The organism is Streptomyces sp. NPDC090445 (assembly GCF_044769385.1).
Lineage (GTDB): Bacteria > Actinomycetota > Actinomycetes > Streptomycetales > Streptomycetaceae > Streptomyces.
Genome location: NZ_JBIVXV010000008.1, coordinates 1 through 26,536, shown reverse-complemented (window position 1 = coordinate 26,536; position 26,536 = coordinate 1). Strand labels below are relative to the sequence as shown.

At 73.4% G+C, this 26,536-nt stretch carries 21 protein-coding genes and 2 pseudogenes; 9 read left to right on the top strand and 14 right to left on the bottom strand.

Annotated elements, in window-relative coordinates; genetic code table 11:
• On the bottom strand, nt 1-960 hold the full coding sequence (locus tag ACIQUT_RS18650) for a LysR substrate-binding domain-containing protein (protein ID WP_403564005.1): 960 nt from the start codon (nt 958-960) through the stop codon (nt 1-3).
• Nucleotides 961-1,042: 82 nt separating this feature from the next.
• Between ACIQUT_RS18650 and ACIQUT_RS18645 the strand changes: the two genes are divergently transcribed.
• Complete coding sequence (locus tag ACIQUT_RS18645) at nt 1,043-1,960, top strand: EamA family transporter (protein WP_403564004.1); 918 nt, start codon at nt 1,043-1,045, stop codon at nt 1,958-1,960.
• Here the strand turns inward: ACIQUT_RS18645 and ACIQUT_RS18640 are convergent.
• Nucleotides 1,911-2,414, bottom strand: a pseudogene (locus ACIQUT_RS18640) (GNAT family N-acetyltransferase); the annotation flags it as partial. The gene ACIQUT_RS18645 and the pseudogene ACIQUT_RS18640 overlap by 50 nt on opposite strands.
• A 355-nt stretch (nt 2,415-2,769) precedes the next feature.
• On the opposite strand from ACIQUT_RS18640, the gene ACIQUT_RS18635 reads away from it, so the two are divergent.
• Entirely contained in the window at nt 2,770-5,013 is a 2,244-nt protein-coding gene (locus tag ACIQUT_RS18635) for an ATP-dependent RecD-like DNA helicase (RefSeq protein WP_403564003.1), read from the top strand.
• A gap of 166 nt (nt 5,014-5,179) precedes the next feature.
• Nucleotides 5,180-6,469, top strand: a complete 1,290-nt coding sequence (locus ACIQUT_RS18630) for a citrate synthase (RefSeq protein WP_403564002.1) — start codon at nt 5,180-5,182, stop codon at nt 6,467-6,469.
• Nucleotides 6,470-6,917: 448 nt separating this feature from the next.
• On the opposite strand, the gene ACIQUT_RS18625 is transcribed toward ACIQUT_RS18630, so the two are convergent.
• The 5 genes from ACIQUT_RS18625 to ACIQUT_RS18605 form a co-directional block, all read right to left on the bottom strand.
• Entirely contained in the window at nt 6,918-9,236 is a 2,319-nt protein-coding gene (locus ACIQUT_RS18625; RefSeq protein WP_403564001.1) for a heavy metal translocating P-type ATPase, read from the bottom strand.
• 125 nt (nt 9,237-9,361) lie between these two features.
• Entirely contained in the window at nt 9,362-9,595 is a 234-nt protein-coding gene (locus ACIQUT_RS18620; protein ID WP_403564000.1) for a heavy-metal-associated domain-containing protein, read from the bottom strand.
• Nucleotides 9,596-9,831: 236 nt separating this feature from the next.
• On the bottom strand, nt 9,832-10,029 hold the full coding sequence (locus tag ACIQUT_RS18615) for a helix-turn-helix transcriptional regulator (RefSeq protein WP_403563999.1): 198 nt from the start codon (nt 10,027-10,029) through the stop codon (nt 9,832-9,834).
• A gap of 388 nt (nt 10,030-10,417) precedes the next feature.
• Entirely contained in the window at nt 10,418-11,428 is a 1,011-nt protein-coding gene (locus ACIQUT_RS18610; protein WP_403563998.1) for a Gfo/Idh/MocA family protein, read from the bottom strand.
• A gap of 62 nt (nt 11,429-11,490) precedes the next feature.
• Entirely contained in the window at nt 11,491-12,405 is a 915-nt protein-coding gene (locus tag ACIQUT_RS18605) for a sugar phosphate isomerase/epimerase family protein (protein ID WP_403563997.1), read from the bottom strand.
• Between the two features lie 42 nt (nt 12,406-12,447).
• On the opposite strand from ACIQUT_RS18605, the gene iolC reads away from it, so the two are divergent.
• Genes iolC through ACIQUT_RS18585 form a run of 4 tightly spaced genes read left to right on the top strand, consistent with a single transcriptional unit; the run spans nt 12,448 to nt 17,762 of the window.
• Nucleotides 12,448-13,395: a 5-dehydro-2-deoxygluconokinase gene (gene iolC, locus ACIQUT_RS18600; protein WP_403563996.1), complete on the top strand. Its 948-nt coding sequence runs from the start codon at nt 12,448-12,450 to the stop codon at nt 13,393-13,395.
• Complete coding sequence (gene iolB / locus ACIQUT_RS18595; RefSeq protein WP_403563995.1) at nt 13,392-14,384, top strand: 5-deoxy-glucuronate isomerase; 993 nt, start codon at nt 13,392-13,394, stop codon at nt 14,382-14,384. The genes iolC and iolB overlap by 4 nt, the downstream gene beginning before the upstream one ends.
• Nucleotides 14,381-16,249, top strand: coding sequence for a 3D-(3,5/4)-trihydroxycyclohexane-1,2-dione acylhydrolase (decyclizing) (iolD, locus tag ACIQUT_RS18590; RefSeq protein WP_403563994.1), 1,869 nt, complete (start codon nt 14,381-14,383; stop codon nt 16,247-16,249). Before iolB ends, iolD begins: the two co-directional genes overlap by 4 nt.
• Before the next feature lie 13 nt (nt 16,250-16,262).
• Nucleotides 16,263-17,762: a CoA-acylating methylmalonate-semialdehyde dehydrogenase gene (locus ACIQUT_RS18585; protein ID WP_403563993.1), complete on the top strand. Its 1,500-nt coding sequence runs from the start codon at nt 16,263-16,265 to the stop codon at nt 17,760-17,762.
• A gap of 94 nt (nt 17,763-17,856) precedes the next feature.
• On the opposite strand, the gene ACIQUT_RS18580 is transcribed toward ACIQUT_RS18585, so the two are convergent.
• The 5 genes from ACIQUT_RS18580 to ACIQUT_RS18560 all read right to left on the bottom strand — a co-directional run bounded on the left by ACIQUT_RS18580 (nt 17,857) and on the right by ACIQUT_RS18560 (nt 23,377).
• Complete coding sequence (locus ACIQUT_RS18580; protein ID WP_403563992.1) at nt 17,857-18,999, bottom strand: WxL protein peptidoglycan domain-containing protein; 1,143 nt, start codon at nt 18,997-18,999, stop codon at nt 17,857-17,859.
• A 104-nt stretch (nt 19,000-19,103) separates the two neighbouring features.
• Entirely contained in the window at nt 19,104-20,396 is a 1,293-nt protein-coding gene (locus ACIQUT_RS18575) for a hypothetical protein (protein WP_403563991.1), read from the bottom strand.
• A gap of 228 nt (nt 20,397-20,624) precedes the next feature.
• Nucleotides 20,625-21,815, bottom strand: a complete 1,191-nt coding sequence (locus ACIQUT_RS18570) for a S8 family peptidase (protein ID WP_403563990.1) — start codon at nt 21,813-21,815, stop codon at nt 20,625-20,627.
• 77 nt (nt 21,816-21,892) lie between these two features.
• On the bottom strand, nt 21,893-22,306 hold the full coding sequence (locus ACIQUT_RS18565) for a GNAT family N-acetyltransferase (protein ID WP_403563989.1): 414 nt from the start codon (nt 22,304-22,306) through the stop codon (nt 21,893-21,895).
• A gap of 354 nt (nt 22,307-22,660) precedes the next feature.
• Nucleotides 22,661-23,377: a 4'-phosphopantetheinyl transferase family protein gene (locus ACIQUT_RS18560; RefSeq protein ID WP_403563988.1), complete on the bottom strand. Its 717-nt coding sequence runs from the start codon at nt 23,375-23,377 to the stop codon at nt 22,661-22,663.
• 70 nt (nt 23,378-23,447) lie between these two features.
• On the opposite strand from ACIQUT_RS18560, the gene ACIQUT_RS18555 reads away from it, so the two are divergent.
• Nucleotides 23,448-24,215, top strand: a complete 768-nt coding sequence (locus tag ACIQUT_RS18555) for an alpha/beta fold hydrolase (RefSeq protein WP_403563987.1) — start codon at nt 23,448-23,450, stop codon at nt 24,213-24,215.
• Nucleotides 24,216-24,219: 4 nt separating this feature from the next.
• Here the strand turns inward: ACIQUT_RS18555 and ACIQUT_RS18550 are convergent, their stop codons facing one another.
• A complete protein-coding gene (locus ACIQUT_RS18550) occupies nt 24,220-24,789 on the bottom strand; it encodes a hypothetical protein (protein WP_403563986.1) in 570 nt (189 codons plus the stop codon).
• A 262-nt stretch (nt 24,790-25,051) separates the two neighbouring features.
• Between ACIQUT_RS18550 and ACIQUT_RS18545 the strand changes: the two genes are divergently transcribed.
• Complete coding sequence (locus ACIQUT_RS18545; protein WP_403563985.1) at nt 25,052-25,531, top strand: phospholipase; 480 nt, start codon at nt 25,052-25,054, stop codon at nt 25,529-25,531.
• A gap of 8 nt (nt 25,532-25,539) precedes the next feature.
• On the opposite strand, the pseudogene ACIQUT_RS18540 reads toward ACIQUT_RS18545, so the two are convergent.
• Nucleotides 25,540-26,442: pseudogene (locus tag ACIQUT_RS18540) on the bottom strand (IS110 family transposase); the annotation flags it as partial.
• Nucleotides 26,443-26,536 lie beyond the last annotated feature (94 nt).

The following is a 26,536-nucleotide window of genomic DNA, read 5'->3' as shown; positions in this document are numbered from 1 at the left end:
CTACTGCGCCGTCGCGCTCCCGCCGTCGAGGACACGGCGGGGATCCCCCGGACGGGCGGAGTCCGCTGCCGCCCAGTGCTCCTGCAGGGTGCGTACGGCCTCGGTGATCGCCGGCCGGCGGGCCGCCCCCGTCCGCCACAGGGCGTACAGCCTGCGTACGGGGCCCGGTTCGAGCCGCACGGCCACCGCGCCGGGCGGCAGCGCGCCGGTGCCCAGCCGGGGGACGACGGCCACGCCGAGCCCGGCCGCGACCAGGGCGGTGATCGTGTGGTTCTCCTCGGCCACATGGGCGATGTCGGGCTCGAAGCCGGCCGTGCGCAGCGTCCGCACCAGCCAGTCGTGGCAGACCCGGCCGGGCGGCTGGCACACCCACCGCTGGCCGCCGAGGTCCGACCGGCGGATGACGGCCCGTGCGGTGAAGGGGTGCCCCTCGGGTACCACCAGGTCGCACAGGTCGTCCCCGATCACGGCCTGCTCGACGCCCTCGGGGGCGGGCAGCGGGGCGATGTCCCAGTCGTGGGCCACCGCCAGGTCGCTCACCCCGCGGGCCACGAGGTCCACCGACAGGTGGGGGTCCACCTCCGTGAGGCGTACGTCCAGGGCGGGATGACGGCGTGCCAGGTCCGCCAGCACTCCGGGCAGCAGTCCGCGCGCCGCCGAGGCGAACGCCGCCACCGTCAGCAGTCCGCTCGGCTGCCCGCGGCGCTCCTCCAGGGTGGTCTCGGCCCGCTCCACGATCGCCAGCAACTCGCGGGCGGTACGGGCCAGGTGCCAGGCCTCCTCGGTCAGCGCGACCCCGCGCCCGCGCCGCTCCAGCAGCGTGGTGCGGGTCTCCCGTTCCAGTTTGGCGATCTGCTGGGAGACGGCCGAGGGGGTGTAGCCGAGGGCGGCCGCCGCGCCCGCGACCGAGCCGTGGACGGAGACGGCGTGCAGGGCGCGCAGCCGGGACAGGTCGAGCATGCCCCAACCGTAAGCAATGCTTCATCCATCCCGGAAGAGATACGCGCTGGTGCTACACGGTGGCGGCGCCGATGCTCGGAGCATGCGTCCAGTTCACACGGCTCTCGCCGTACTCGTCGCCGCCGTCTGGGGCGTCAACTTCGTCGTCATCCAGATCGGGCTCGGCCACTTCCCGCCGCTGCTGCTGTCCGCCCTGCGCTTCCTCGCCGCAGCCCTGCCCGCGGTGTTCTTCGTCGGGCGGCCGAAGGTCGCGTGGAAGTGGGTCCTCGGCGTCGGAGCCGCCCTCGGCATCGCCAAGTTCGGCCTGCTCTTCACGGGGATGGCCGCCGGCATGCCGGCCGGGCTGTCCTCCCTCGTCCTCCAGGTCCAGGCCGTCTTCACCGCCGTCCTCGCCGCCGCCGTGCTGCGGGAGCGGCCCGGACCGGTCCGGCTGGCCGGCATGGCCGTCGCCCTCGTGGGGATCGCCGTGGCCGCCGCCGACGGGGGCACCTCCGGGCCGGTGCTCGGCTTCACCCTGGTCGTCGCGGCCGCCGCCTGCTGGGGCGTGTCCAACGTGCTCACCCGCAAGGCGGCCCCGCCCGACGCCCTGAACTTCATGGTCTGGGTGTGCACCGTGCCCGTGCTGCCGCTGCTCGCGCTGTCGCTGCTGCTGGAGGGGCCCGAGCGGGACCTGGCCGCGCTGCGGGCCCTGGACTGGTCCGGGGTCGGCGTCATCGCCTACGTCGCCTGGGTCTCCACCGTGTTCGGCTTCGGCGCCTGGGGGTACCTGCTGCGGCGCTACCCGGCCTCGGCCGTCGCCCCGTTCTCGCTGCTCGTGCCCGTGTTCGGGATGTCCTCGGCGGCGCTGGTGCTGGGCGAGAGCGTGTCGGGGCTGCGGTGGGTCGCGGCGGTGCTGCTGGTGGGCGGGGTCGCGCTGACCTCGCTGGCGCCGGCGCGGCAGCGGACGGCCGTCAGTGCGGGGAGTCGTCCTGCAGGGGCAGCCGCCAGTCCTGCCCCATGAGGGTGGCGCCGTACGAGCGGTGCGGCCGCTCGGCGACCAGCGTGAACCCGGCGCGCAGGTAGAGGGCGCGGGCCGAGGCCAGGACGTCGTTGGTCCACAGGACGAGCTCGCGGTAGCCGGCCGAGCGGGCGAACTCCACGACCGTGTCGACCAGCAGGGAGCCGATGCCGTGCCCGCGGCCCTCCGGCTCCACCAGCAGCAGGCGCAGCCGGGCCGTGCCGGGCGATCCGTCCTCGCGGACGCACATCACCGAGCCGGCCGGGCGGCCGTCCAGCTCGGCGATCCAGACGTGCTCCAGGTACGGGTCGTGGTCCTCGGCGAAGTCCGCGACGATACGGGCCACCAGGGCCTCGAAGTCCGTGTTCCAGCCGTACTCGGCGGCGTAGAGCGCGCCGTGCCGCTGCACGATCCAGCCCAGTTCGCCGGGCTCCGGGTCCCGCAACCGCACCTGTCCGCCGGGGGTGTCCATGGCGCCCGAGGATAGCGCGCGGAGGTCCGGACGGAACGCCTGGTCCGCGGCGGATCACGGGCATTGCGGAGGCGTCCGCAGCCCGCCCCAGGTAATGGAAACGTAAAGTTCCGATTCGGGGTGCAACCCCGGGGCGCGCAGGCGGGTCGTACGGTGCGTCGGGACTTCCGGGGAGGGATCCGGGGGGATCGGGAAGTCCGGCAAGGGAGGGGTAACCGTGGAGGGGGTCCGGCCGGGGAGGCCGGGCCCCTTTCTGGTGTTCCGGATCCCGTCCTCCGCGATGCGGCGTGGTTTTCCACAGGCCTGCCGGGCTGTCCGAGGCTGACGGTAACTTCGTGCCATGACAACCAACGGGGCGGTGCAACTGGCAGTGGTCGAGGGAGTGCTCGAACGCATCACCTACGCCAACGAGGAGAACGGCTACACGGTCGCCCGGGTCGACACCGGCCGCGGCAGCGGCGACCTGCTCACGGTCGTGGGCTCGCTGCTCGGCGCCCAGCCCGGCGAGTCACTGCGCATGGAGGGCCGCTGGGGCTCCCACCCCCAGTACGGCCGGCAGTTCAGCGTGGAGAACTACAGCACGATCCTCCCCGCCACCATCCAGGGCATACGCCGCTACCTCGGATCCGGCCTGATCAAGGGCATCGGCCCGAGGATCGCCGACCGGATCGTGGAGCACTTCGGCACCGACACCCTCGACGTCATCGAGGACGAGCCGAAGCGGCTCATCGAGGTGCCCGGCCTCGGCCCCAAGCGGACGAAGATGATCGGCGCCGCCTGGGAGGAGCAGAAGGCCATCAAGGAGGTCATGGTCTTCCTCCAGGGCGTCGGCGTCTCCACCTCCATCGCGGTGCGCATCTACAAGAAGTACGCCGACGCCTCCATCTCGGTGGTGAAGAACCAGCCCTACCGGCTCGCCGCCGACGTGTGGGGCATCGGCTTCCTCACCGCGGACCGCATCGCGCAGGCCGTCGGCATACCGCACGACAGCCCCGACCGGGTCAAGGCCGGGCTCCAGTACGCCCTGTCCCAGTCCACCGACCAGGGCCACTGCTTCCTCCCCGAGGAGCGGCTCATCGCCGACGGGGTCAAGATGCTCCAGGTCGACACCGGGCTGGTCATCGAATGCCTCGCCGAACTCGCCGCCGACCCGGAGGGCGTCGTACGGGAACCCGTGCCCGACCCGGAGGGCGGGCCGGACCTCACCGCCGTCTACCTGGTGCCCTTCCACCGGGCCGAGCTGTCCCTGGTGGGCCAGCTGCGCCGGCTGCTGAACGCCGAGGACGACCGGATGGGCTCGTTCCGGCAGGTGGACTGGGAGAAGGCCCTGGGCTGGCTGGCCGGGCGCACCGGGGCCGACCTGGCGCCCGAGCAGCGCGAGGCCGTCAAGCTGGCGCTGACCCGCAGGGTCGCCGTCCTCACCGGCGGACCCGGCTGCGGCAAGTCCTTCACCGTGCGCTCGATCGTCGAGCTGGCCCGGGCCAAGAAGGCCAAGGTCGTGCTCGCCGCGCCCACCGGCCGCGCCGCCAAGCGGCTTTCGGAGCTCACCGGTGCCGAGGCCTCCACCGTGCACCGGCTGCTGGAGCTCAAACCGGGCGGGGACGCCGCGTACGACCGGGACCGGCCGCTCGACGCCGACCTGGTCGTGGTCGACGAGGCCTCGATGCTGGACCTGCTGCTGGCGAACAAGCTGGTCAAGGCGGTGGCGCCGGGCGCCCACCTGCTGCTGGTCGGGGATGTGGACCAGCTGCCCTCGGTCGGCGCCGGGGAGGTGCTGCGCGACCTACTGGCGGACGGCAGCCCCGTGCCCGCGGTCCGCCTGACCCGGATCTTCCGCCAGGCCCAGCAGTCGGGCGTGGTCACCAACGCCCACCGGATCAACACCGGCCTGCCGCCCCTGACCGACGGCCTGCCGGACTTCTTCCTCTTCCCCGAGGAGGACGGCGAGGAGGCCGGACGGCTGGCCGTGGACGTGGCCGCGCGGCGCGTCCCCGCCAGATTCGGCCTCGACCCGCGCCGCGACGTGCAGGTGCTCGCGCCCATGCACCGCGGCCCGGCCGGCGCGGGGAACCTCAACGGCCTGCTCCAGCAGGCCATCACCCCCGCCCGGCCGGACCTGCCCGAGAAGCGGTTCGGCGGCCGGGTCTTCCGGGTCGGCGACAAGGTCACCCAGATCCGGAACAACTACGAGAAGGGCGCGAACGGCGTCTTCAACGGCACGGTCGGCGTGGTCACCGCCCTTGACCTGGTCGAGCAGCGCCTGACGGTGCGGACGGAGGAAGATGAGGAAGTCGGGTACGAGTTCTCCGAGCTGGACGAGCTGGCACACGCGTACGCGGTGACCATCCACCGGTCCCAGGGGAGCGAATACCCGGCGGTCGTGATCCCCGTCACCACCGGGGCCTGGATGATGCTCCAGCGCAACCTGCTCTACACGGCGGTGACGAGGGCGAAGAAGCTGGTCGTCCTGGTCGGGTCCCGCAAAGCCCTGGCCCAGGCGGTGCGTACGGTTTCCGCAGGCAGGAGGTTCACGGCGGTCGCTCCTAGGCTGTCCGGCCGCATACCGGCGGTAAACACGGCCTAGGGTTTCCGCATTTGGCGCGGAGGGGGCAGGATAAGCAGGTTGACGGCACTCAGTGCCGCCAAAATGCCTTAGGCCGACCCCGAGTGCACTCTCCTGCGCCAGATGGGGGAAGGTAGAGGAAGTCAGGGCACCTCGAAGAAGAGGCACTACGTCGGTGAGGGATGACGTGAGCGACAACTCTGTAGTACTCCGGTACGCGGACGGTGAATACACCTACCCGGTGGTCGAGAGCACCGTCGGTGACCAGGGCTTCGACATCGCGAAGCTGAGGGCCCAGACGGGGCTCGTCACCTTGGACAGCGGCTACGGCAACACGGCCGCCTACAAGTCCGCGATCACCTACCTCGACGGTGAGCAGGGCATCCTGCGCTACCGCGGCTACCCGATCGAGCAGCTGGCGGAGCGCTCGACCTTCATCGAGGTCGCCTACCTGCTGATCAACGGTGAGCTGCCGACCGTCGACCAGCTCGCGTCGTTCCGCAACGAGATCACCCAGCACACCCTGCTGCACGAGGACGTCAAGCGGTTCTACGACGGCTTCCCGCGCGACGCGCACCCGATGGCCATGCTGTCCTCCGTGGTCAGCGCGCTGTCGACGTTCTACCAGGACAGCCACAACCCGTTCGACGAGAAGCAGCGCCACCTCTCGACGATCCGCCTGCTGGCCAAGCTGCCGACGATCGCGGCCTACGCGTACAAGAAGTCGGTCGGCCACCCGGTCGTCTACCCGCGCAACGACCTCGGCTACGTCGAGAACTTCCTGCGCATGACCTTCTCCGTGCCGGCCCAGGAGTACGAGCTCGACCCGGTCGTGGTCTCCGCGCTCGACAAGCTGCTGATCCTGCACGCGGACCACGAGCAGAACTGCTCCACCTCCACGGTCCGCCTGGTCGGCTCCTCGCAGGCGAACATGTTCGCCTCGATCTCCGCCGGCATCTCGGCCCTGTGGGGCCCGCTGCACGGTGGCGCCAACCAGTCCGTGCTGGAGATGCTGGAGGGCATCCAGCGCAACGGCGGCGACGTGGACTCCTTCATCCGCAAGGTGAAGAACAAGGAGGACGGCGTCCGCCTGATGGGCTTCGGCCACCGCGTCTACAAGAGCTTCGACCCCCGCGCGAAGATCATCAAGGCTGCGGCGCACGATGTCCTCTCGGCCCTCGGCAAGTCCGACGAGCTGCTCGACATCGCCCTGAAGCTCGAAGAGCACGCGCTCTCCGACGACTACTTCGTCCAGCGCAACCTGTACCCGAACGTGGACTTCTACACGGGTCTGATCTACCGCGCCATGGGCTTCCCGACCGAGATGTTCACCGTGCTCTTCGCGCTCGGCCGGCTGCCCGGCTGGATCGCCCAGTGGCACGAGATGATCAAGGAGCCGGGTTCCCGCATCGGCCGCCCGCGCCAGATCTACACCGGTGTCGTCGAGCGCGACTTCGTGCCGGTCGAGGCCCGCTGACCCCAGCGGCCCCGATCCGACGGGCCGGCCCTGCGAGGCCGGCCCGCTACGGCGGCCGACCCGGTCGGCTTCCGGTCCCGGAACAGCGGAAAGCGCCCCGCCGTCGATCCCCCCACGGGTCGACGGACGGGGCGCTTTCCCTTTCCCCGGCGCCGGATTCCCCCCACGGGATCCGAGCCGGGTGTCGGCGAGGAGCGCAGGCCGGGTGCGCTCCGGTCGGGTGTCTGCCGGGACCCGTACGGGTCGGGAGGGCCGCTCAAAGCACCCCGTTGAGCACGCGTCCCGGCCGGCCGATGCCACGGATGTCCCCCAAGACCCCCGTCGAACGTCCCCCAAGACGTTCCGGCATCGCCCCATTAGACCCACTGCGGGGCCCAATGGTTACGTTGGCATCACTGTGATCTGCGTCTCCTGTGAAGGAAGTGTGCGCAGAGTGAGGAGAGGCGCCTCAGCGAAAGGATCGCAGACGCAGGCTGTTCGTCACCACGAAAACCGAGGAGAAAGCCATCGCGGCCCCCGCGATCATCGGGTTGAGCAGGCCGGCCGCGGCGAGCGGCAGCGCCGCCACGTTGTAGCCGAAGGCCCAGAACAGGTTGCCCTTGATGGTGCCGAGGGTCCGGCGCGAGAGCCGGATCGCGTCGGCCGCGACCCGCAGGTCCCCGCGGACGAGGGTGAGGTCGCTCGCCTCGATGGCGGCGTCCGTACCGGTGCCCATGGCCAGGCCCAGGTCGGCCTGGGCGAGCGCGGCCGCGTCGTTCACGCCGTCGCCGACCATGGCGACCGTACGCCCCTCGGCCTGCAGGCGGCGTACGACGTCGGCCTTGTCCTGGGGGAGCACCTCGGCGATCACCTCGTCGATGCCCACCTCGCGGGCCACCGTCTCGGCCACGGCCTTGTTGTCGCCGGTCAGCAGGACCGGCGTGAGGCCGAGTGCCCGCAGCCGGGACACAGCCTCCGTGCTGGTCTCCTTGACCGCGTCGGCCACCGTCAGGACCCCGCGCGCCGCGCCGTCCCAGGCCACCAGGACGGCGGTGCTGCCCGCGGCCTCGGCGGCCGCCTTGGCCTCGGCGAGGGCGGCCGGCAGGGCGATCGACCAGTCTTCGAGCAGCCGGGGGCGGCCCACCAGGACCGCGTGGCCCTCCACGACGCCCTGGACGCCGAGGCCGGCGAGGTTCTCGAAGGACTCCGGGACCGGCAGGACGCCGACGCGGTCGGCCGCCCCGGCGGCGATGGCCCGCGCGATCGGGTGCTCGGAGGCGTGCTCCAGGGCGCCGGCGAGGCGCAGCAGCTCCGCCTCGTCCGTGCCCTCCGCGGGGTGGACGCCGGCCAGCGCCATCCGGCCCGTGGTGACCGTTCCGGTCTTGTCGAGGACGACGGTGTCGACGCGGCGGGTCGACTCCAGCACCTCGGGCCCCTTGATCAGGATGCCCAGCTGGGCGCCGCGCCCGGTGCCGACCATCAGCGCGGTCGGGGTGGCGAGGCCCAGGGCGCAGGGGCAGGCGATGATCAGTACGGCCACCGCGGCGGTGAACGCGGCGGTGGCGTCGCTCGTGATCAGCAGCCAGGTGACCCAGGTGCCGAGGGCGAGGAGCAGGACGACGGGGACGAAGATCCCGGAGATCCGGTCGGCGAGCCGCTGCACCTCGGCCTTGCCGTTCTGTGCCTCCTCGACGAGCTTGGCCATGCGGGCCAGCTGGGTGTCGGCGCCGATCCGGGTGGCCTCGACGACGAGGCGGCCGGAGGCGTTGACGGTGGCGCCGGTGACGGAGTCGCCGACCCCGGTCTCCACCGGGACCGACTCGCCGGTCAGCATGGAGGCGTCCACGGCGGAGCTGCCCTCGACGACGGTGCCGTCGGTGGCGATCTTCTCGCCGGGGCGGACGACGAACCGGTCGCCGACCGCGAGGGCGCTCACCGGGATCCGCACCTCGCGGCCGTCGCGCAGCACGGCGACGTCCTTCGCGCCGAGCTCCATCAGGGCCTTGAGCGCGGCGCCCGCCTTCCGCTTCGAACGGGCCTCCAGGTAGCGGCCGAGCAGGATGAAGCTGACGACGCCGGCGGCGACCTCCAGGTAGATGGTGGAGGAGCCGTCGGTGCGGGAGATGCCGAAGTCGAAGCCGTGGCGCATGCCCGGCATGCCGGCGTGGCCGAAGAGCAGGGCCCACAGGGACCAGGCGAAGGCGGCGAGGGTGCCGACGGAGACCAGGGTGTCCATGGTGGCGGCGCCGTGCCGGGCGTTGGTCCAGGCGGCCCGGTGGAAGGGCAGCGCGCCCCAGACGACCACGGGTGCGGCGAGCGTCAGCGAGAGCCACTGCCAGTTGTCGAACTGGAGGGCCGGGACCATGGCGAGCAGGACGACGGGCAGCGAGAGCGCGGCGGAGACCAGCAGGCGTTCGCGCAGCGCGGCCGTCTCGGGGTCCGCTGCCGGCCGCTTCGGCGCCTCGGCTTCCGCTTCCGCTCCGGCCTCGGGCAGCGGGGCCGGCGGCGGGGGCTCCTCGGCGGTGTACCCGGTCTTGACGACGGTCGCGATCAGGTCGGCCACCGTGGTGTCGGCGCCGTAGGAGACCCGGGCCTTCTCGGTGGCGTAGTTCACCGTGGCGCTGACGCCGTCCATCCGGTTGAGCTTCTTCTCGATGCGGGCCGCGCAGGAGGCGCAGGTCATCCCGCCGATCGTCAGCTCGACCTGGGCGGTGTCGGCGGGGGCCGCCGCCACGGGTCCGTCGTGCACCGTGCTGCTGCCGGTGCTGCTGCTCGTACTCGTGCTCATGCTCATCATCCGGCTCCAAGGGGGATCCGGGCCGTACGGTCCAGTATCAGCTGGAGGTACGGCCCGGTCGGGTGCTGCGGAGGTGCTGGAGGTACTGGAGGCGCTGCCGCGGAGGGCGGGAGGCCTCAGGCGCGGCCGGTGAACTCGTAACCGGCCTCGTCCACGGCGGCGCGGACGTCCTCGTCGGCGAGCGGCGCCGCGGAGGCCACGGTGACCTCGCCGGTCGCGGCGACGGCCTTGACCGAGGCGACGCCCGGCAGGGCGGAGAGCTCGGTGGTCACCGCGCCCTCGCAGTGGCCGCAGGTCATGCCCGTCACCCGGTAGACGGTGGTGGTCTGGGTGTCCGTCTCGGCGGTCATGTCGTTCTCCTCTTCGAAGGTGCGTCCGGTGCTGCCGGAAGGGGTGGCAGCGCGGGGGCTGTCACTCCACGGTCCTCCCGACACCCGGAGACTATACCCCCAGGGGGTATGAATGCGAGGGGTGTCGGCGTTTTCCGGCACGGCGGACCCCGCCGTGGGTGATCCCGGCCGGGAGGCGATCCCGGCCGGGAGGTGGTCCTGCCCGGCGGGCGATCCCGCCCGGGGCGGCTGCCGGGTCAGGCGTCGCGGCGCCGGTTGCCGGGGCGGCGGGCCGCCCAGGCCCGGATCGTGTCGGCGTGCCAGTAGGGCTTGCCGCCCTCCATGTGGTCGGGCCCGGGGAGCAGCCCGTTCTTGCGGTACGAGCGGACCGAGTCCGGCTGGACCCGGATGTGGGCGGCGATCTCCTTGTACGACCACAGCTGTCCGTCGCTCATCGACGACACCTCCTCGTCCACACGGCGGGTCGGCGGGTCGGCGGGGAGGCCGTCGGGGGGAGCCGGCGCGTGGACACAGACGATCTCTCGGGTTGTGCCGGGACAACGACGGAGCGTGAGGGCAGGGGAGGGGCTGTCGAATGTCTGTGACGGAAAAACCGCACTATGCGGACATGTGTGATCCGCGAGGGATCCCTGTGGCAGGTGGGGCATCCAGAAATGCCCCTGGGCTCCGCCAGGGGCCGCTACCAGGCCGCTGCGCCATGAGACCCGTAGGCCGGCAGGGGCGCGCCCCACGAGGCCCGTGCCGCCCCGCCAGGCCCGTCCCGGGGGATCCGCCGGGGCCGCCGCCAGGCCGGTGCGTGGCGGCGCGCGGCAGGGGCGTCGGTCAGCGGTAGAGGGGTGGCCGGTCGACCAGCTCCACCGGGGTCCGGACACCGCTGCGCCCGGCCGCGATCCCGGCCTCGCAGACGGCTGCCGCGGCGTAGCCGTCCCACGCGTCGGGTCCGGCCAGCCCGCCCCGCGCGGCCGCGGCCACCCACCGCCGCAGCTGGCGGTCGTACGCGTCGGCGAAGCGCACGGTGAAGTCCTGCGGGATCGCGTCGTACCGGGCCCCCGCCCGCCGGAGCGTCATCGCCCGGACCTCGCCGATGGAGGCGCTGCCCGCCTCGCCGACCGCCTCGCACCGGACCTCGTAGCCGTAGCCGCAGTTGACGAAGACCTCCACGTCGACGAGGGTCCCGCCGGAGGTCTCCATCAGGACGAACCGGGGATCCTGCAGCTCCGCCGGGGCCGCCGAGGTCGGGGGTGGGGAGAACACCGACACCGCGGTGATCTCCTGCCCCAGCAGCCAGCGGGTCGCGTCGACCTCGTGCACCAGCGAGTCGTTGATCAGGCTGTCGCCGGTGAAGAAGGGCAGGGAGACGGCATTGCGGTGCCGGCAGTGCAGGAACAGCGGCCGGCCGATCCCGCCCGTGTCCAGCAGCTCCTTGAGCTCCTCGTACTCCGCGTCGTGCCGCCGCATGAACCCCACCTGGACCAGGCGCCGGCCCAGCCGCTGCTCGGCCTCCATCACCCGCAGCGCGCCCGCCGTATCCGGGGTCATCGGCTTCTCGCACAGCACCGGCAGTCTCCGCTCCAGGGCGAGCCCGATGGCCTCCTCGTGCGCGGCGCCGGGGGAGGCGATCAGGACGGCCTGCACCCCCGGCGCGGCGATCGCGGCCGCCGCGTCCGTGTGGGCGCTCGCCCCGTCCAGGCCGGCCGTGACCTCCTTGACCCGGTCCCCGTCCGGGTCGGCCACGGCCGCGACCCGGGCCCCGCCGACCGTCCGCCCGATCCGGCGGACATGGTCGGCGCCCATCTTCCCGACCCCGATGACGGCGATGCCGAGCGTGCTCATGCGGTTTCTCCTCCAGGCGGACGGCCGGCAGTCAGAAGGCCAGTGGTCAGGTGGTCAGGTGGTCAGCGGGTGCCGCAGGAGCGCAGGTAGGCGCGGGTGCGGCGGGCGATCGGCAGCGGCCGGTCGGGCGGGCAGGGGTACATGTCCTGCTCCACGATGGCGAAGAGGTCCACCCCGAGCCGCTGGGCGGCGGCGAGCACCGGCTCCAGCGCGGGCACCCCCGCCGGCGGCTCGCACATCACCCCCCGGGCCACGGCCGGGCCGAACGGCAGTTGCTCCGCGACGACTTCGGCGAGGATCCGCGGGTCGACCTGCTTCAGGTGCAGGTAGCCGATCCGCTCGCCGAACGTCTCGATCGCCCGGACGCTGTCGCCGCCGCAGTACGCGTAGTGCCCGGTGTCCAGGCAGAGGGAGACCAGGTCCGGGTCGGTGGCGTCCAGGAAGCGGGCCACGTTGTCCGGGGTGTCGATGTGCGTGTCGGCATGCGGGTGGACCACGATCCGCAGCCCGTGGCGGTCCCGCACCTCCCGGCCCAGCCGCTCGGTCTGCGCGGCCAGTTCACGCCATTGCGCGGCACTGAGCTCCCGGTCCTCCAGCACCTTGCCGGTCTTGTCGTCCCGCCAGAAGGAGGGGATGACGACCAGGTGCTCCGCGCCCATGGCCCGGGTCAGCGCCGCGATCCGCGACACGTGCTCCCAGGTCTCCTCCCACACGGCGGGCCCGTGATGGAGTCCGGTGAACACGGTGCCCGCGCTGACGCGCAGGCCCCGCCTTTCCGTCTCGTCGGCGAGGCGGGCGGGATCGGTGGGGAGGTAGCCGTACGGGCCGAGCTCGATCCACTCGTACCCGGCCCCGGCGACCTCGTCGAGGAAGCGGTCCCACGGAGTCTGCTGCGGATCGTCGGGAAACCAGACACCCCACGAATCCGGAGCCGAACCGACGCGGATACGGGTCAACGCGGACGGGGAGGACGTCATGACGGCCACCTTAGGGTGCGAGACGAGCGGGAGGACTTGCCTGTGACCACAGCGGAGGATGTCGTGTTCGACCTCATCACCATGGGGCGGATCGGGGTGGATCTCTACCCGCTCAGAACGGGCGTACCGCTCGCGGAGGCGGACACCTTCGGAAAGTTCCTCGGCGGCTCGCCCGCCAACGTGGCCGTCGCCGCGGCCCGGCTGGGCCGGCGCACCGCGCTGATCAGCAGGACCGGCGCGGACCCGTTCGGGGAATACCTGCGGGCCGAACTGCGGCGGTTCGGGGTCGACGACCGCTGGGTCGCCGAAGTGGCCGCGTACCCCACCCCCCTGACGTTCTGCGAGATGTTCCCGCCGGACCGCTTCCCCCTGTACTTCTACCGCCTGCCGAAGGCGCCGGACCTGGAGATCGGGCCCGACGAGCTCGACCCGGCCGCACTGCGGGCGGCGCGGGTGTTCTGGATGACGGGAACGGGCCTGAGCGCCCAGCCGAGCCGGGCCGCCACGCTGGCCGCGCTCGAAGCCCGGGGCAAGGCCGGGATCACCGTCTTCGACCTGGACTGGCGGCCGATGCTGTGGGAGGAGGACCCGGCGAAGCCCTACGCGCAGGCCCTGGGCCTGGCCACGGTGGCCGTCGGCAACACGCAGGAGTGCGAGGTCGCGACCGGCGAGTCCGACCCGCACGCGGCGGCGCGGGCGCTGCTGGCGGCCGGGGTCGAGCTGGCCGTGGTCAAGCGGGGCCCCGAAGGCGTCCTGGCCGTGCACCGCGACGGGACCGTCGCCGAGGCCGCCCCCCTGGAGGTGGAGGTGGTCAACGGGCTGGGCGCGGGCGACGCCTTCGGCGGCGCCCTGTGCCACGGCCTGCTGGCGGGCTGGGACCTGCCGCGCGTGCTGCGGTACGCGAACGCGGCCGGGGCGATCGTCGCCTCCCGGCTGGCCTGCTCGTCGGCGATGCCGTTCCCCGCCGAGATCGAGGAGGTGCTGGCGTGACGGCCGTGGCCGACCACGCGCTGCCGCACGCCCGGCTGCGCGTCCTGACCCTCGACCCCGGCGAGACGTACGCGCACGAGGCGGGGGAGTGCGAGTGGATCGTGCTTCCGCTCCAGGGCCCGGCGGTGGTCACCTGCACACCGGGACACACCCCGGGGGCTCCGCCCCCGAACCTCCGCGCCTCACACGCCGGCGGGGCTGGATCCGATGCAGCCCGTCCGGCGTTCGAGGACCCGGGGGTGCCCCTGGCGGCAGCCGGGGGCGGGGCGGTGGACGGCGCTGCAGGGGAGGCGGCGGCGGACGGCGCGGTGACCTTCGCACTGCGCGGCCGCGCATCCGTCTTCGACGCGGTCAGCGACTTCGCCTACCTGCCGCGCGGCAGCCACAGCAGCATCACCGCTCCGGAGGGAGGCCGGTTTGCGCTCGCCGGCGCCGTCTGCGAGCGGGCGCTGCCACCCCGGTACGGTCCGGCCGCCGACGTCCCCGTCGAGCTGCGCGGCGCGGGCGCCTGCTCCCGCCAGGTCAACAACTTCGCCGCCGCCGACGCCTTCGACTGCGACCGGCTCATCGCGGTCGAGGTGATCACCCCCGGCGGGAACTGGTCCTCGTACCCGCCGCACAAGCACGACGAGCACGACCCCGGCCGGGAGTCCCGCCTGGAGGAGGTCTACTACTACGAGATCGCCCCGCACGGCGACACGCCCGGACTCGGATACCAGCGTGTCAGCCCCTCCCCGGCCGGGAAGACCGACATCCTCGCCGAGGTGCGGACCGGCGACGCCGTCCTCATCCCGGACGGCTGGCACGGGCCGTCCATCGCCGCCCCCGGACACGACATGTACTACCTCAACGTGATGGCGGGACCGGACCGGGCACGGGAGTGGCTGATCCGCGACCACCCCGATCACGCCTGGATCCGGGACACCTGGCCCGGCCAGGACGTGGACCCCCGGCTGCCCTTCCACCGAGCGGAGGACGAGACCCGATGAGGCTCACCGTCGCCCAGGCCCTCGTCCGCTTCCTCACCCGCCAGTACACCGAGCGGGACGGCCGCCGCCGCCGACTGGTCGCGGCGACCTGGGGGATCTTCGGACACGGGAACGTCGCCGGCATCGGACAGGCCCTCCTGGAGACCGGCCGACCGGACATGCCCTTCCTCCAGGGCCGCAACGAGCAGGCCATGGTGCACGCCGCCGTCGGCTACGCCCGCCAGAGCGGCCGGCTCTCCGCGCACGCCGTCACCACCTCCATCGGTCCGGGCGCCACCAACCTGGTCACCGGCGCCGCCCTCGCCACCATCAACCGGATCCCCGTCCTCCTGCTGCCCGGCGACACCTTCGCCACCCGTCCCGCCGACCCCGTCCTCCAGCAGCTCGAAGTGCCCTACGCGGGCGACGTGTCCGTCAACGACACCCTGCGGCCGGTCTCCCGCCACTTCGACCGGATCACCCGCCCCGAGGCCCTCGTCCCGGCCGCCCTCCAGGCCATGCGGGTCCTCGCCGACCCCGTGCAGACCGGCGCCGTCACCCTCGCCCTGCCGCAGGACGTCCAGACCGAGGCCCACGACTGGCCCGAGGAGTTCTTCGCCGAACGGGTGTGGACCGTACGCCGGCCCCGGCCCGGGACCGCCGAGCTGCGGGCCGCCGCCGAGGCCGTCCGCGCCGCCCGCCGGCCCCTGCTGATCGCCGGCGGCGGCATCCACCACAGCGCCGCCGAGGACGCCCTGCGCGACTTCGCCGAGGCCACCGGCATCCCCGTCGCCGCCACCCAGGCCGGCAAGGGCGCGCTGCGCCACGACCACCCCGCCGAGGTGGGGGCCGTCGGCCACACCGGCACCGCCACCGCCGACGACCTGGCCCGCGCCGCCGACCTGGTCATCGCCGCCGGCACCCGGCTGACCGACTTCACCACCGCCTCCTCCACCCTCTTCCGGGACCCCGGGGTCCGCTTCCTCGGCCTCAACCTCGACCCGTACGACGCACACAAACAGGCCGCCCTGCCCCTGGTCGGCGACGCCCGCGAAAGCCTCGACGCCCTGCGCGCCGAGCTGGCCGGCCACCGGGTGGACCCCGCGTACGAGCAGACGTACCGCAAGGCCAAGACCTACTGGGAGGCCCTCGTCGACCAGGCCTTCCACGCCCCCGACGACACCGCCCGCCCCACCCAGGCCCAGGTCCTCGGAGCCCTCGACGCCCTGGTCGACGACACCGACGTGATCATCAGCGCGGCCGGGTCGCTCCCCGGCGACCTGCACAGGCTCTGGCGGGCCCGCTCCCCGGACCAGTACCACGTCGAGTACGGCTACTCCTGCATGGGATACGAGATCCCGGCCGCCCTCGGCGTCGCCCTCGCCGACCCCGGCCGGCCGGTGTGGGCGCTCGTCGGCGACGGCTCGTACCTGATGAACCCCACCGAGATCGTCACCGCGGTGCAGGAGGGCGTTCCGATCAAGGTGGTGATCCTCGACAACCACGGCTACGCCTCCATCGGCGGCCTCTCCGACGCCGTCGGCGGCGAGGGGTTCGGCACCGCGTACCGCTTCCGGGCGGGCGACGGCTCGTACACCGGACCGCCCCTGCCGGTGGACCTGGCGGCCAACGCCGCCTCCCTCGGCATGGCCGTGATCCGCACCCACACCATCGGTGACCTGCGCAAAGCCCTCGCCGAGGCGCGAGAGGCCGACCGTCCCACATGTGTCTACGCACAGACCCGAACACCCGACACTGTGTCGGGCCCGCCCCCGGCACAGGCGTGGTGGGATGTTCCTGTGGCCGAGACCGCGACCCGTACGGCAGCGGTCAGGGCCCGCGAGGAGTACGACCGGCAAGCCGCTCAGCGACGTCGCCATCTGTGAAGGAGCAAAGGCAATGAAGACCGTCAACCACTGGATCGGTGGCAAGACCGTCGAGGGCGCGTCGGGCAACTACGGCCCGGTCACCGACCCGGCCACCGGCGAGGTCACCACCCAGGTCGCCCTCGCCTCCACCGCGGAGGTCGACGCGGCCGTACGGACCGCCAAGGAGGCCTTCCAGACGTGGGGCCAGTCCTCGCTGGCCGCCCGCACCAAGGTGCTCTTCGCCTACCGCGCCCTGCTCGACGCGCACCGCGACGAGATCGCCGAACTGATCACCGCCGAGCACGGCAAGGTCCACTCGGACGCCCTCGGCGAGGTCGCGCGCGGCCTGGAGATCGTCGAGCTGGCCTGCGGGATCACCACGCAGCTCAAGGGCGAGCTGTCGACGTCCGTGTCGAACCGCGTCGACGTCGCCGCGATCCGCCAGCCGCTCGGCGTCGTCGCGGGCATCACCCCGTTCAACTTCCCGGCGATGGTGCCGATGTGGATGTTCCCGCTGGCCGTCGCCTGCGGCAACACCTTCGTCCTCAAGCCCAGCGAGAAGGACCCGTCGGCCGCGAACAGGCTGGCCGAGCTGGCCAAGGAGGCCGGCCTGCCGGACGGCGTGCTGAACGTGGTGCACGGCGACAAGGTCGCCGTCGACGCCCTGCTCGGGCACCCGGACGTGGTGGCCGTCTCCTTCGTCGGATCCACCCCCATCGCCCGCTACATCCACACCACCGCCGCCGCCAACGGCAAGCGCGTCCAGGCCCTGGGCGGCGCCAAGAACCACATGCTGGTGCTGCCCGACGCCGACCTGGACGCCGCCGCCGACGCCGCGGTCTCGGCGGCCTACGGCTCGGCCGGCGAGCGCTGCATGGCGATCTCCGCGGTCGTGGCCGTCGGCTCCATCGGCGACGCCCTCGTCGAGAAGATCCGCGAACGCGCCGAGAAGATCAAGATCGGCCCGGGCAACGACCCCACGTCCGAGATGGGCCCGCTGATCACGGCCGCCCACCGCGACAAGGTCGCCTCGTACGTCAAGGGCGCCGCCGACCAGGGCGCCGAGGTCGTCCTCGACGGCACCGGGTACACGGTCGACGGCTACGAGAACGGCCACTGGATCGGCCTGTCCCTGCTCGACCACGTCCGCACCGACTCCGACGCCTACCGCGACGAGATCTTCGGCCCGGTGCTGTGCGTCCTGCGCGCCGAGACCTACGAGGAGGGCGTGGCCCTCATCAACGCCTCGCCGTTCGGCAACGGCACCGCGATCTTCACCCGGGACGGCGGCGCCGCCCGCCGCTTCCAGCTGGAGATCCAGGCGGGCATGGTCGGCGTCAACGTGCCGATCCCGGTGCCGGTGGGCTACCACTCCTTCGGCGGCTGGAAGGACTCCCTCTTCGGCGACCACCACATCTACGGCAACGACGGCATCCACTTCTACACCCGGGGCAAGGTCGTCACGACCCGCTGGCCCGACCCGTCCGAGGCCCCGGCGGGCGTGGACCTCGGCTTCCCCCGCAACCACTGACCCGCCGGCGGGCGGTTCCCTGACACCCGCCCGCCGACGGAACCCGCCGCCCGCGAAACCCCCGGCCGCCCTCACGGCCGGGGGTTTCCGCGGTTCAGGGGGCCGGGGCCAGGCCCGGGGCGGGGGCGGGGTCGGGGTCGGGGGCGGGGTCCTTGTCCGGGGCGGGCGTACGGCGGCGGCGGTGCAGGACGCGGGCGGTGGCGGCCGCGGCCGCGAGGAGCAGGAGGGCGGCGAGCGCCGGCCACGGTACGGCGGTGAACCGTACGGCGGACTCCGCGGCCAGGTCCGGGTAGGCCGCCGCCCCCGCGGAGACCCGTACGGTGACCCGGTCCGACTGCGGCGCGTCCGGCCAGGGCTCCGCCAGCTCGATCCTCTGCCCCGGCAGCAGCATCAGCCGCTGCTCGCGGGCCGGCCGGTCCAGCACGGTGCGGCCGAACAGCCCCTCGGCCCTGACCGCCACCCGCGGCTCGACCACCACGTTGCCGCGGTTGACCAGGGCGTACGAGACCGTGGCGCGGGCCTCGCGCACCCACGGCAGCAGCGGCGCGGACCGCCGCACCCGTACGTCCTCCACGCTCAGCCCGGGCGCCAGCGGACCCGGGACGCGGAAGTACAGCCGGGCGCCGACCTGCCGCTTGACCCCGACCTGCACCTTGCCGTCCTGCCGGACGCCCTCCACCTCGGTGCCGAGGGCGGCGATCCCGCCGACGTGGTCGCCCGGGGCCGCGTCCTGCGGCACCCGCACCGTGAACGGGATGTCCAGGCGGCCCTTGGCCGGCAGGGTCACGGTGCCCGCGGCCTGCGGCGCCAGCGCGACCCACGCACCGACGTCCTGCGGGGTGCGGTCCACCGGCAGCAGGGCGAAGGCCCCGCCGGCCGGGGTGTTCACGGCGTCGGTGGCGAAGACCCGGAACGTCCGCTCCCGGTCGGAGGAGTTCACGACCGTCACGCTGTCGCTGACGGTGGTGCCCGCCGCCCCCTGGTGGAAGAAGTAGGCCCGGTCGGTCACCGCGGCGCCGGCCGGAGGGGTGGGGAACACCCCCCAGGTGCCGTTGTCCGCGGCCGCGGCCGGGTGGGGGCGGGCGCCGGGCAGGAGCAGTGCCGCGAGCAGGACCAGCAGGCCGAGGAACGGGCGGGACGGGAGGGACGGGAGGGACGGGAGGGACGGGAAGGACGGGAAGGACGGGCGGGACGGCACGGGTGGGCCGGGTGGGGTCGTGCGGGTGCGGCGGCGCATGGGCTCTCCCGTCGGCGGCGGCGTCGGCGTCGGATACGAGATGCGAGGGGTGGTGCGGCGCTTCGCGCACCGCACCACCCCGGGGCCCGGCCGGCAGGATCCGGTCAGGCGATCGAGAAGGTGACGACCGTCTGGTAGGTGTCGGCGAACATGAACGGCGGGAGCTGGATCATCCCGGCGCCGCCGACGGCGAACTCACCGCCGGTCAGCTCGTCCCCGCCGGCCGCCTGCGAGGCCACCTTCATCGGCGTGTCGGTGATCGCGCCCGGTGTGCCCGCGGTGCACGCGCTCGGACTGTCCGGGTTCGTCACGGTGCAGGACGGCTGGATGCCGAGCTGCGCCTTCGCCATCGCGTGGCCGGTCGCCTGGTTCAGGAACGGCGTACGGGTCGCCGTCACGTCCCAGCCGAGCGTGCCGCCGCGGAAGTCCTGGACGGTGGCGGCATTGAAGACGCCGACGACCGACTGGGACGTGCCGTTGATGGTGACGGAGGGGAAGGAGACGGCCGGCTGCCCGTCCTTGGGGCCGAGCGCGAGCCCACCGGGCAGGACCTCGATGTCGATCGGGTTCTTCACGCCCGCCTGCTCCTCCAGGAACACGAAGGCCTTGTACGGCGCGACCGAGCCGTCGATCCGGATGGCGTCGGCCTTCTTGGTGACGGTGACGGTGCAGGCCGCCGCGCCGGACGCGTCCGCCGTACCGGTGCCGGTGTCACCGGTCGCCGCGCCCGCCAGCAGCGCGGAGCAGGTGACCGGGCCCGCCGGGAGGTTGGCGCCGTTCACGACGACCGCGGTGCCGGCCTTGCCGCTGTTCGGCGTCAGCCTGGTGGTGACCGGGTCCTTGGGCAGGGCCTCGACGGCGACCGAGCCGAGGGCGGCGCTCGGCCGGGGAGCCGGGGTGCAGGTCGTGGTGAAGACCGAGCCGCTCAGGTCCGCGTCCGTGACGGCCAGGTCGAGCCTGACGTCGACCGAGGTGCCCTCGGTGCCGTCGGGAATCCGGATGGTGCCGGAGAACGGCTTCGGGTCGAGCGGGGTGCCGGCCACGACGCTGACGGTCTCGGGCGGACTGGTGACCACCTGCGTGGTCGCCCCGACCTTCAGAGTGATCTTGGTGGTGTTCACCGTCGTCACGGAGAAGCCCGGGATCAGCGGGCTCGCACCCGGGTCGATGGTGATCGGTACGACATCGCCCGCCTTGGCGGTGTCGGGCAGGGTGACCGTGTAGTTCTGGGTGCCCGAGCCGTCCGGCTGCGGCGCCGGGGCGTCGCAGTTCTCGAAGACGGGGGTGGTCGTGGTCGCCGCCTGCGCCGTGCCGGTCAGGCCCACCACGCCGCCCGTCAGCGCCAGGGACAGCGCGCCCACCCCGGCCAGCACTCTTCGTCGGAACGTTGTACTCACTGGGTCGCGACTCCTTCGTCAGACGAACCCCTCCCCCCACCCGCTGTGGGGAGGAGGCCGAGCCGGTGCGGTGGCCGACATTGACGCGTCGCGGTCATGAGAAGTCAATGACTTGCTTTCGCCCGAAACACACAGAAATTGATGTCTCATCAGATTCGGTGCCGTGCTGCCGTGCTGCCGTGCTGCCGTGTTGTGGTGCTGCGGTGCTGCCGTGTTGTCCGCGTCGGCTCACCCGGCCGCCGGGACGCGGAGCAGCCGGTCGGAAGTGGCGGCCGGAGCCCCCGTGATCCGGCCGCGCACGGCGTCCCGCAGCAGCGCGTCGGACACCGCGGCCGGGGTCTTCACCGTGCCGCCCGCGAGCCCCTCCGCCAGGAGCAGCGCGGCGGCGCCGGCCACGAGCGGGGCGGCCATGGAAGTGCCGGAGGCGCTGGCGAGCGCGGTGGTGGAGCCCTTCCAGGCGGAGACCACGGACACGCCGGGCGCGGAGAGGTCCACGCACGAGCCGTAGTCGGAGAACGAGGCCCAGCGGTCGGCGGAGTCGGTCGCCCCCACGGTCAGGGCGGCGCGGGCACCCGAGGGGGAGCCGGCGCAGGCGTTCGCGGCGGAGTTCCCGGCGGCCGCGGTGAAGGTGATCCCGGCGGACACCGCCCGGGCGACGGCCGCATCGAGGGCGTAGCTGCGGGTTCCGCCCATGCTCATGTTGGCGACGGCAGGGGTCGACGGGGCCTTCGCGGCGTCCTTCACCAGCCACTCCAGACCGCCGAGGATGGACGACAGGGTCGCCGATCCGCGGCAGTCGGCGACCTTCACCGCGACCAGGGAGACCTCCTTCGCGACCCCGTACACCGACCCGCCCAGCGTTCCCGCGACATGCGTGCCGTGGCCGTTGCAGTCGGCCGAGCCCTCCAGGAAGACCCCGTTGTAGCCGGTGCGGGCCCGGCCGCCGAACTCCTCGTGGAGCGTGTTGATCCCGCTGTCCACGACGTACGCCGTGACGCCCCGGCCCGTGCCGCGGTACGTGTACGAGCCGTTCAGCGGCAGGTCCGGCTGGTCGATCCGGTCCAGCGTCCAGGGCGCCGGGCTCTGCGTCCCGGTGATCCGGAACTCGGCATCCGGCTCCACCGAGGCCACCCGGGGATCGGCCGCCAGGGCGGCGGCCCGCGCGGCGGTGGTGCGCACCGAGAAACCGCTGAGCGCGGTGTCGTACACGGCCCCGACCTCGTCGCCGGCGTCCGCGGCCTCGGCGGCCAGGGCGCGGGCGGCCGGGGCGCGGGGGGTGCTGTCCTTGAGGGCCACGACGTAGGCGGCGGTGGCGGCTTCCGGGCGGGCGGAGGCGGCCGCGGCCGGGGGGTGCGGGGGCAGGACGGTGGCCGCCGCCAGCAGGGCGGCGGCCGGGAGCAGGGCGGTGAATGCGGTCATGCGCCGATGCTCGGCCAGGCGGGGTGCGGGCGCGCGGAGGGTGCGCCGACTGGCGGCACGACACGCCGCCGGGGGAGTCAGCCCGACAGCGGCCAGCCGCGCATGGCGAAGACGCCCTCGTCGCGGCCCCCGGCGGCCGAGTAGGTGGCCAGGGCGGCCTCGTTGCCGGTGTCGACGCCCACCCACATGCCGTAGCAGCCGCGCGCCTTGGCCTCGTCGGCGAGCGCCTCGGTCAGGGCCCGGCCGATGCCGCGCCGACGGTAGCCTTCGTCGACGGACAGCTCGTACAGGCACATCTCGGTGCCCTTGTCGGGATGGCTCATCTCGACCCCGGTGACCATGCCGGCGGGCACGTCGTCGACGTACGCGATCAGCATCAGGTGTTCCGGCGAGGAGAGGAAGCGCTCGGACCAGTCCAGGCGGACGGGGCCGTCGAAGAGGCCCTCCGCGGCCTGGAGTTCGGCGACGGTACGCGCGGGGCGGATGTCCATGGCGGTCACGATAACGGCCGCCGTGGGGAACGGCGCCGTTGACGCCGCCGCGGCGTGGCGACCACCTGCCGGACGCGAACACGCCGCCCGCCCACGGCAGTGACGCCGACCCTTCGGCCCGCACAGGCCATGCGCGGCCCCGCCGGTACAGGCCGTGCGCGGCACTCCGGATCGTGCGGCTGTGCGCGGCCCCGCCCGTGCGGCTGTGCGCGGCCCCGCCCGTGCGGCCGGGCGTGGCCCCCGCCCGTGCGGCCGGGCGTGGCCCCCGCCCGTGCGGCCGGGCGTGGCCCCCGCCCGTGCGGCCGGGCGTGGCCCCCGCCCGTACGGCCGGGTGGGCTGCCGGGGCAGGGGGTGTCAGGTGGGCTTGTGGACGGCGATGGCGACGGCGACGGCTGCCGCGTACGCGGCCGGGGCGGGGAGGTCCGCCAGGTGCCAGCCCGCGACCTCCGCCGGGTCGGGGCCGCTGCCCACGTACGGCTCGGCCACCCCGCGGGCCAGCCCGGCGCCCGTGCCCTTGAGGCAGGCCTCCTTGCGGGCCCACAGCCGGGCCAGCAGCCCCCGCCGGTCCGCCTCGGGCGCGGCGGCCAGCTCCGCGGTCTCCGCCGGGTGCAGGGCGCCCAGGATGTCGGCCACCGCCCCGGCGCTCGGGTACCGCTCGACGTCGACGCCGACGGGCACCGCGGCGAAGGCCAGGTAGGCCAGGTCGTCGCTGTGCGAGAGCGAGAAGTGCAGGCCGCCGCCGGCCACCGCCGGCCGCCCGTGCGGGGCGCCGCAGCACGGGCACTCCTCCCGGACCAGGGCCACCTTGTCCGGGGCCAGCCCCAGATAGCCGCCGAGCAGCACCCGCAGCCCCACGTGCGAGGCGAGGTACCGGCGGCGGTCGTCGGGCCGCACGAACCGGGCGCTGCGGTCCCGTTCCCCCGCGTCCAGGACGGACAGCGCCTCCTCGACGCTGTGCCCGCCGACCACCCCGAGGGCGGTGTCGAGGGACCAGACCGCCACGGCCGCTCCCGCGGGCCGCTCGCCGAGGGGCGGCACGTCCCCACCGAGCCGTTTCACTTTCGTCCTCACCCTGCGAGGGTAGACGAGGCACGCCCCGCCCCGGTTAAGGTCGCCCCTTCCGAAGATCAAGGAGCGCAGGGTGCGAAGTGCCGCCGTCACACCGGAAGATGACCGGATCCGCTGGGTCGAACTGCCCGGCGCCGAGCCCGCCCGGGTGTACGTGCACGGGCTCGGGGCGACCTCGCCCGCCTACTTCACGGCGAGCGCCGTCCACCCGCTGCTGGCCGGGCGGCGCTCCCTCCTGGTCGACCTGCTCGGGCACGGGCACAGCGACCGCCCCGAGCACTTCCCTTACACCCTCGAAGCGCACGCCGACACCCTCGCCGCCGCCCTCGACGCGGCCGGTGTCGCCGGCGCCGAGCTGATCGCCCACAGCATGGGCGGAGCCGTGGCCATCGTGCTGGCCCACCGGCACCCCCGCCTGGTCTCCCGGCTGGTGCTCGTCGACGCCAACCTGGACCCCGTCCCGGTCGTCCCCCGGACCGGCGGCAGCAGCGGCATCGCCTCCTACACCGAGGAGGAGTTCCTGGCCGGCGGCTGGGCCGAGGTGCGCGACCGGGCTGGCGCCCACTGGTGGTCCACGATGCGGCTGGCCGGCCGCACCGCCCTGCACCGCTCCGCCGTCCACCTCGCGGCGGGCACGACCCCGACCATGCGGGAGCTCCTGCTGGAGCTGAAGGTCCCGCGCACCTTCCTGCTGCCCGAGGCCGACGGCCCCCTCGCCGGGACCGAGGCCCTGGAGGCCGCCGGCGTCGCCGTGGTCCCCGTCCCGGACTGCGGGCACAACATCATGCTCGACAACCCGGAAGGCTTCGCCCGCGCCACCGCGGCCGCTCTGACGCCCTGACCCGCTAGCGGGCCGCCGCGCCGACGGCGGCCGGGGCGGGCGCCTTCGCCCCGGGCGAGAGGGTCCCGTCGGTCCAGGCGTAGACGCGCTTGCCGCGCACCGCCACCTGGTACTGGTGCACGTCCCGGCACTCCGGCCGCTCCTCGGCCCGGGTGCCGCGCGGCCACCACCGCGCGTCCAGCACCCGCCCGTGCAGCCGCTTCGGCACGCCGGTGGTGCACTGCGGCCCGTTCAGCGGGGTCGCCCCCAGCGTGAAGCGGATCAGACGGGCCTCGCCGGTGCGGCGCGCGCGTATGCGTATGTCCGTGGCGTCCTTGGGCACCCACGACGGCAGCGCCGCAGCCGACCCGGACGCCGGGGCGGCATGCGCCTGCCCGGCGGGCGCGGGCGCGGGTGCGTGCGCATTGCGGGTGTGGGCGTCGGCAGCGGTCGCGTACCGCCTGCTCTTCTCCTGGAACACCTGGTCGTTGATCGAATCGGTCACGGGGTTGGGCGGGAGGTGCGGCAGCGCGAAGGCGGCCGTGGCGAGGACTCCCGCGGTGGCGGCGGCGATGGCGAGGGGACGGCGCTTCATGTGACCCAGTGTCGGCAGGATGCCCGAGGCGCGCGTCCCTCCGCAGGACGAACATCCGCTCTGTCTGAGGTCTGATGCCGGGTCGTACCTGAGGACTGGTCCGGCTACCGCACCCGGCCCGCCCGACACCCCTGGCGGCGCGCCCCGTTATAGGCCTCGTGGGGATCGGCGATATGGCCCGCTCCGCTCCGAACCGGGATCCCGTCGCCGCTGCGGGAGTTGCCCGGGGCGGTTCCCCCCGACTCCCGTCCTGGAGGAATCCATGCGCCGCCGTCTCGCTCCCGTCCTCGCCTCCACGGCTGCGGCCACGGCCGGCGTCCTCGTCTTCGCGGTGCCCGCGTCCGCCGCGCCGGCCGACAAGCCGCAGGTGCTGAGCAGCTGGACCCAGACCAGCGCCACCAGCCACAACGCCTGGGTCGCGGCGCGCGCGAACCAGGGCGGCTGGGCGGCGTACGGCTTCGACTGGTCGACGGACCACTGCTCGTCCTCGCCCGACAACCCCTTCGGCTTCCCCTTCCGGACGGCGTGCGCCCGCCACGACTTCGGCTACCGCAACCACAAGGCGGCCGGCGCCTTCCCGGCCAACAAGTCCCGCATCGACGACGCCTTCCACGCGGACCTGAAGCGGGTGTGCGCGGCGTACTCGGGCGCCGAGAAGACCTCCTGCGACGGCACCGCCTGGACCTACTACCAGGCCGTCAAGGCCTTCGGCGCCTCTCCCCGGGACGCCCCCGCTTCCTAATGCTGTTGTCAAGCGGCCGCAGTCACTGGAGGTGTGACTTGGTAGCACCGTCGGTCACGGATCAGGGCCCAGATGACGTTGACGCGTCGCCGGGCGAGAGCGAGCACGGCCTGGACATGCTTCTTGCCTTCGGCGCGTTTGCGGTCGTAGAACTTCCGCGAGTTCGGATCGCACCGGACGCTGACCAGCGCGGAGGTGTAGAAGACGCGCTGGAGTCTTCGGTGGTAGGCGGCCGGCCGGTGAAGGTTGCCGCTGACCTTGCCCGAATCCCTCGGTGCCGGGGCGACGCCGGCGAAGGCCGCCAGAGCGTCCGCGGAGTCGAACTCGTTCAGGCCGCCGCCGACGGCGGCGAGGAACTCGGCTCCGAGGGTCGCGCCGATGCCGGGGACGCTCAGGATGATGTCGGCGAGCTCGTGCTCGCGAAACCGTCCCTCGATGAGCTTGTCGATCTCGGAGATCTGCTCGTTGAGGGCCATCACCTCCTCGGCCAAGGTGTGGACCAGCTTCGCGATGGTCTTCTCCCCGGGGACGGCGGTGTGCTGGCGTCCGGCGGCCTCGACCGCCGCTTCGGCCAGGGCTCTGGCGCCGCGGACCTTGCGGTTGGCCAGCCACGTCGTCAGCCGCGTGACCCCCGTCCGACGGATTGCGGCCGGGGTCTGATAACCGGTCAGCAGCTTGAGCGGGCCGGTGTTGGTGACCTCCAGGGCCCGTTCCAGGGCCGGGAACATGCCCAGCAGGGTGCTCCGCAGGCGGTTCACGACGCGGGTCCGGTCCTCGACCAAGTCGGCACGACGTCCGGTCAGCAGTTTGAGCTCGACGGCGGCTTCGTCGCCGGGGCGGATGGGTCGCAGGTCGCGGCGCATCCTGGCCTGATCCGCGATCACGTAGGCGTCGCGGGCGTCGGTCTTGCCCCAATACCGGGAAGTTTAGGTTCGCCATCGTCGTGTTCGGTCGGTGGCTGTGGTGATGGTAAAGGTGATCTCCGCGTTGGGGATCGGGGTGTTC

Bases quoted from the DNA above. Each gene is read 5' to 3' on its own strand.
- ACIQUT_RS18635 (WP_403564003.1), top strand. From the start codon at position 2,770: ATGACAACCAACGGGGCGGTGCAACTGGCAGTGGTCGAGGGAGTGCTC.
- ACIQUT_RS18620 (WP_403564000.1), bottom strand. From the start codon at position 9,595: ATGACCGCCGAGACGGACACCCAGACCACCACCGTCTACCGGGTGACG.
- iolD (WP_403563994.1), top strand. From the start codon at position 14,381: ATGAGGCTCACCGTCGCCCAGGCCCTCGTCCGCTTCCTCACCCGCCAG.
- ACIQUT_RS18625 (WP_403564001.1), bottom strand. From the start codon at position 9,236: ATGAGCACGAGTACGAGCAGCAGCACCGGCAGCAGCACGGTGCACGAC.
- ACIQUT_RS18615 (WP_403563999.1), bottom strand. From the start codon at position 10,029: ATGAGCGACGGACAGCTGTGGTCGTACAAGGAGATCGCCGCCCACATC.
- ACIQUT_RS18585 (WP_403563993.1), top strand. From the start codon at position 16,263: ATGAAGACCGTCAACCACTGGATCGGTGGCAAGACCGTCGAGGGCGCG.
- ACIQUT_RS18565 (WP_403563989.1), bottom strand. From the start codon at position 22,306: ATGGACATCCGCCCCGCGCGTACCGTCGCCGAACTCCAGGCCGCGGAG.
- ACIQUT_RS18610 (WP_403563998.1), bottom strand. From the start codon at position 11,428: ATGAGCACGCTCGGCATCGCCGTCATCGGGGTCGGGAAGATGGGCGCC.
- ACIQUT_RS18580 (WP_403563992.1), bottom strand. From the start codon at position 18,999: ATGCGCCGCCGCACCCGCACGACCCCACCCGGCCCACCCGTGCCGTCC.
- ACIQUT_RS18570 (WP_403563990.1), bottom strand. From the start codon at position 21,815: ATGACCGCATTCACCGCCCTGCTCCCGGCCGCCGCCCTGCTGGCGGCG.
- ACIQUT_RS18545 (WP_403563985.1), top strand. From the start codon at position 25,052: ATGCGCCGCCGTCTCGCTCCCGTCCTCGCCTCCACGGCTGCGGCCACG.
- ACIQUT_RS18550 (WP_403563986.1), bottom strand. From the start codon at position 24,789: ATGAAGCGCCGTCCCCTCGCCATCGCCGCCGCCACCGCGGGAGTCCTC.
- ACIQUT_RS18645 (WP_403564004.1), top strand. From the start codon at position 1,043: ATGCGTCCAGTTCACACGGCTCTCGCCGTACTCGTCGCCGCCGTCTGG.
- ACIQUT_RS18605 (WP_403563997.1), bottom strand. From the start codon at position 12,405: ATGACGTCCTCCCCGTCCGCGTTGACCCGTATCCGCGTCGGTTCGGCT.
- ACIQUT_RS18650 (WP_403564005.1), bottom strand. From the start codon at position 960: ATGCTCGACCTGTCCCGGCTGCGCGCCCTGCACGCCGTCTCCGTCCAC.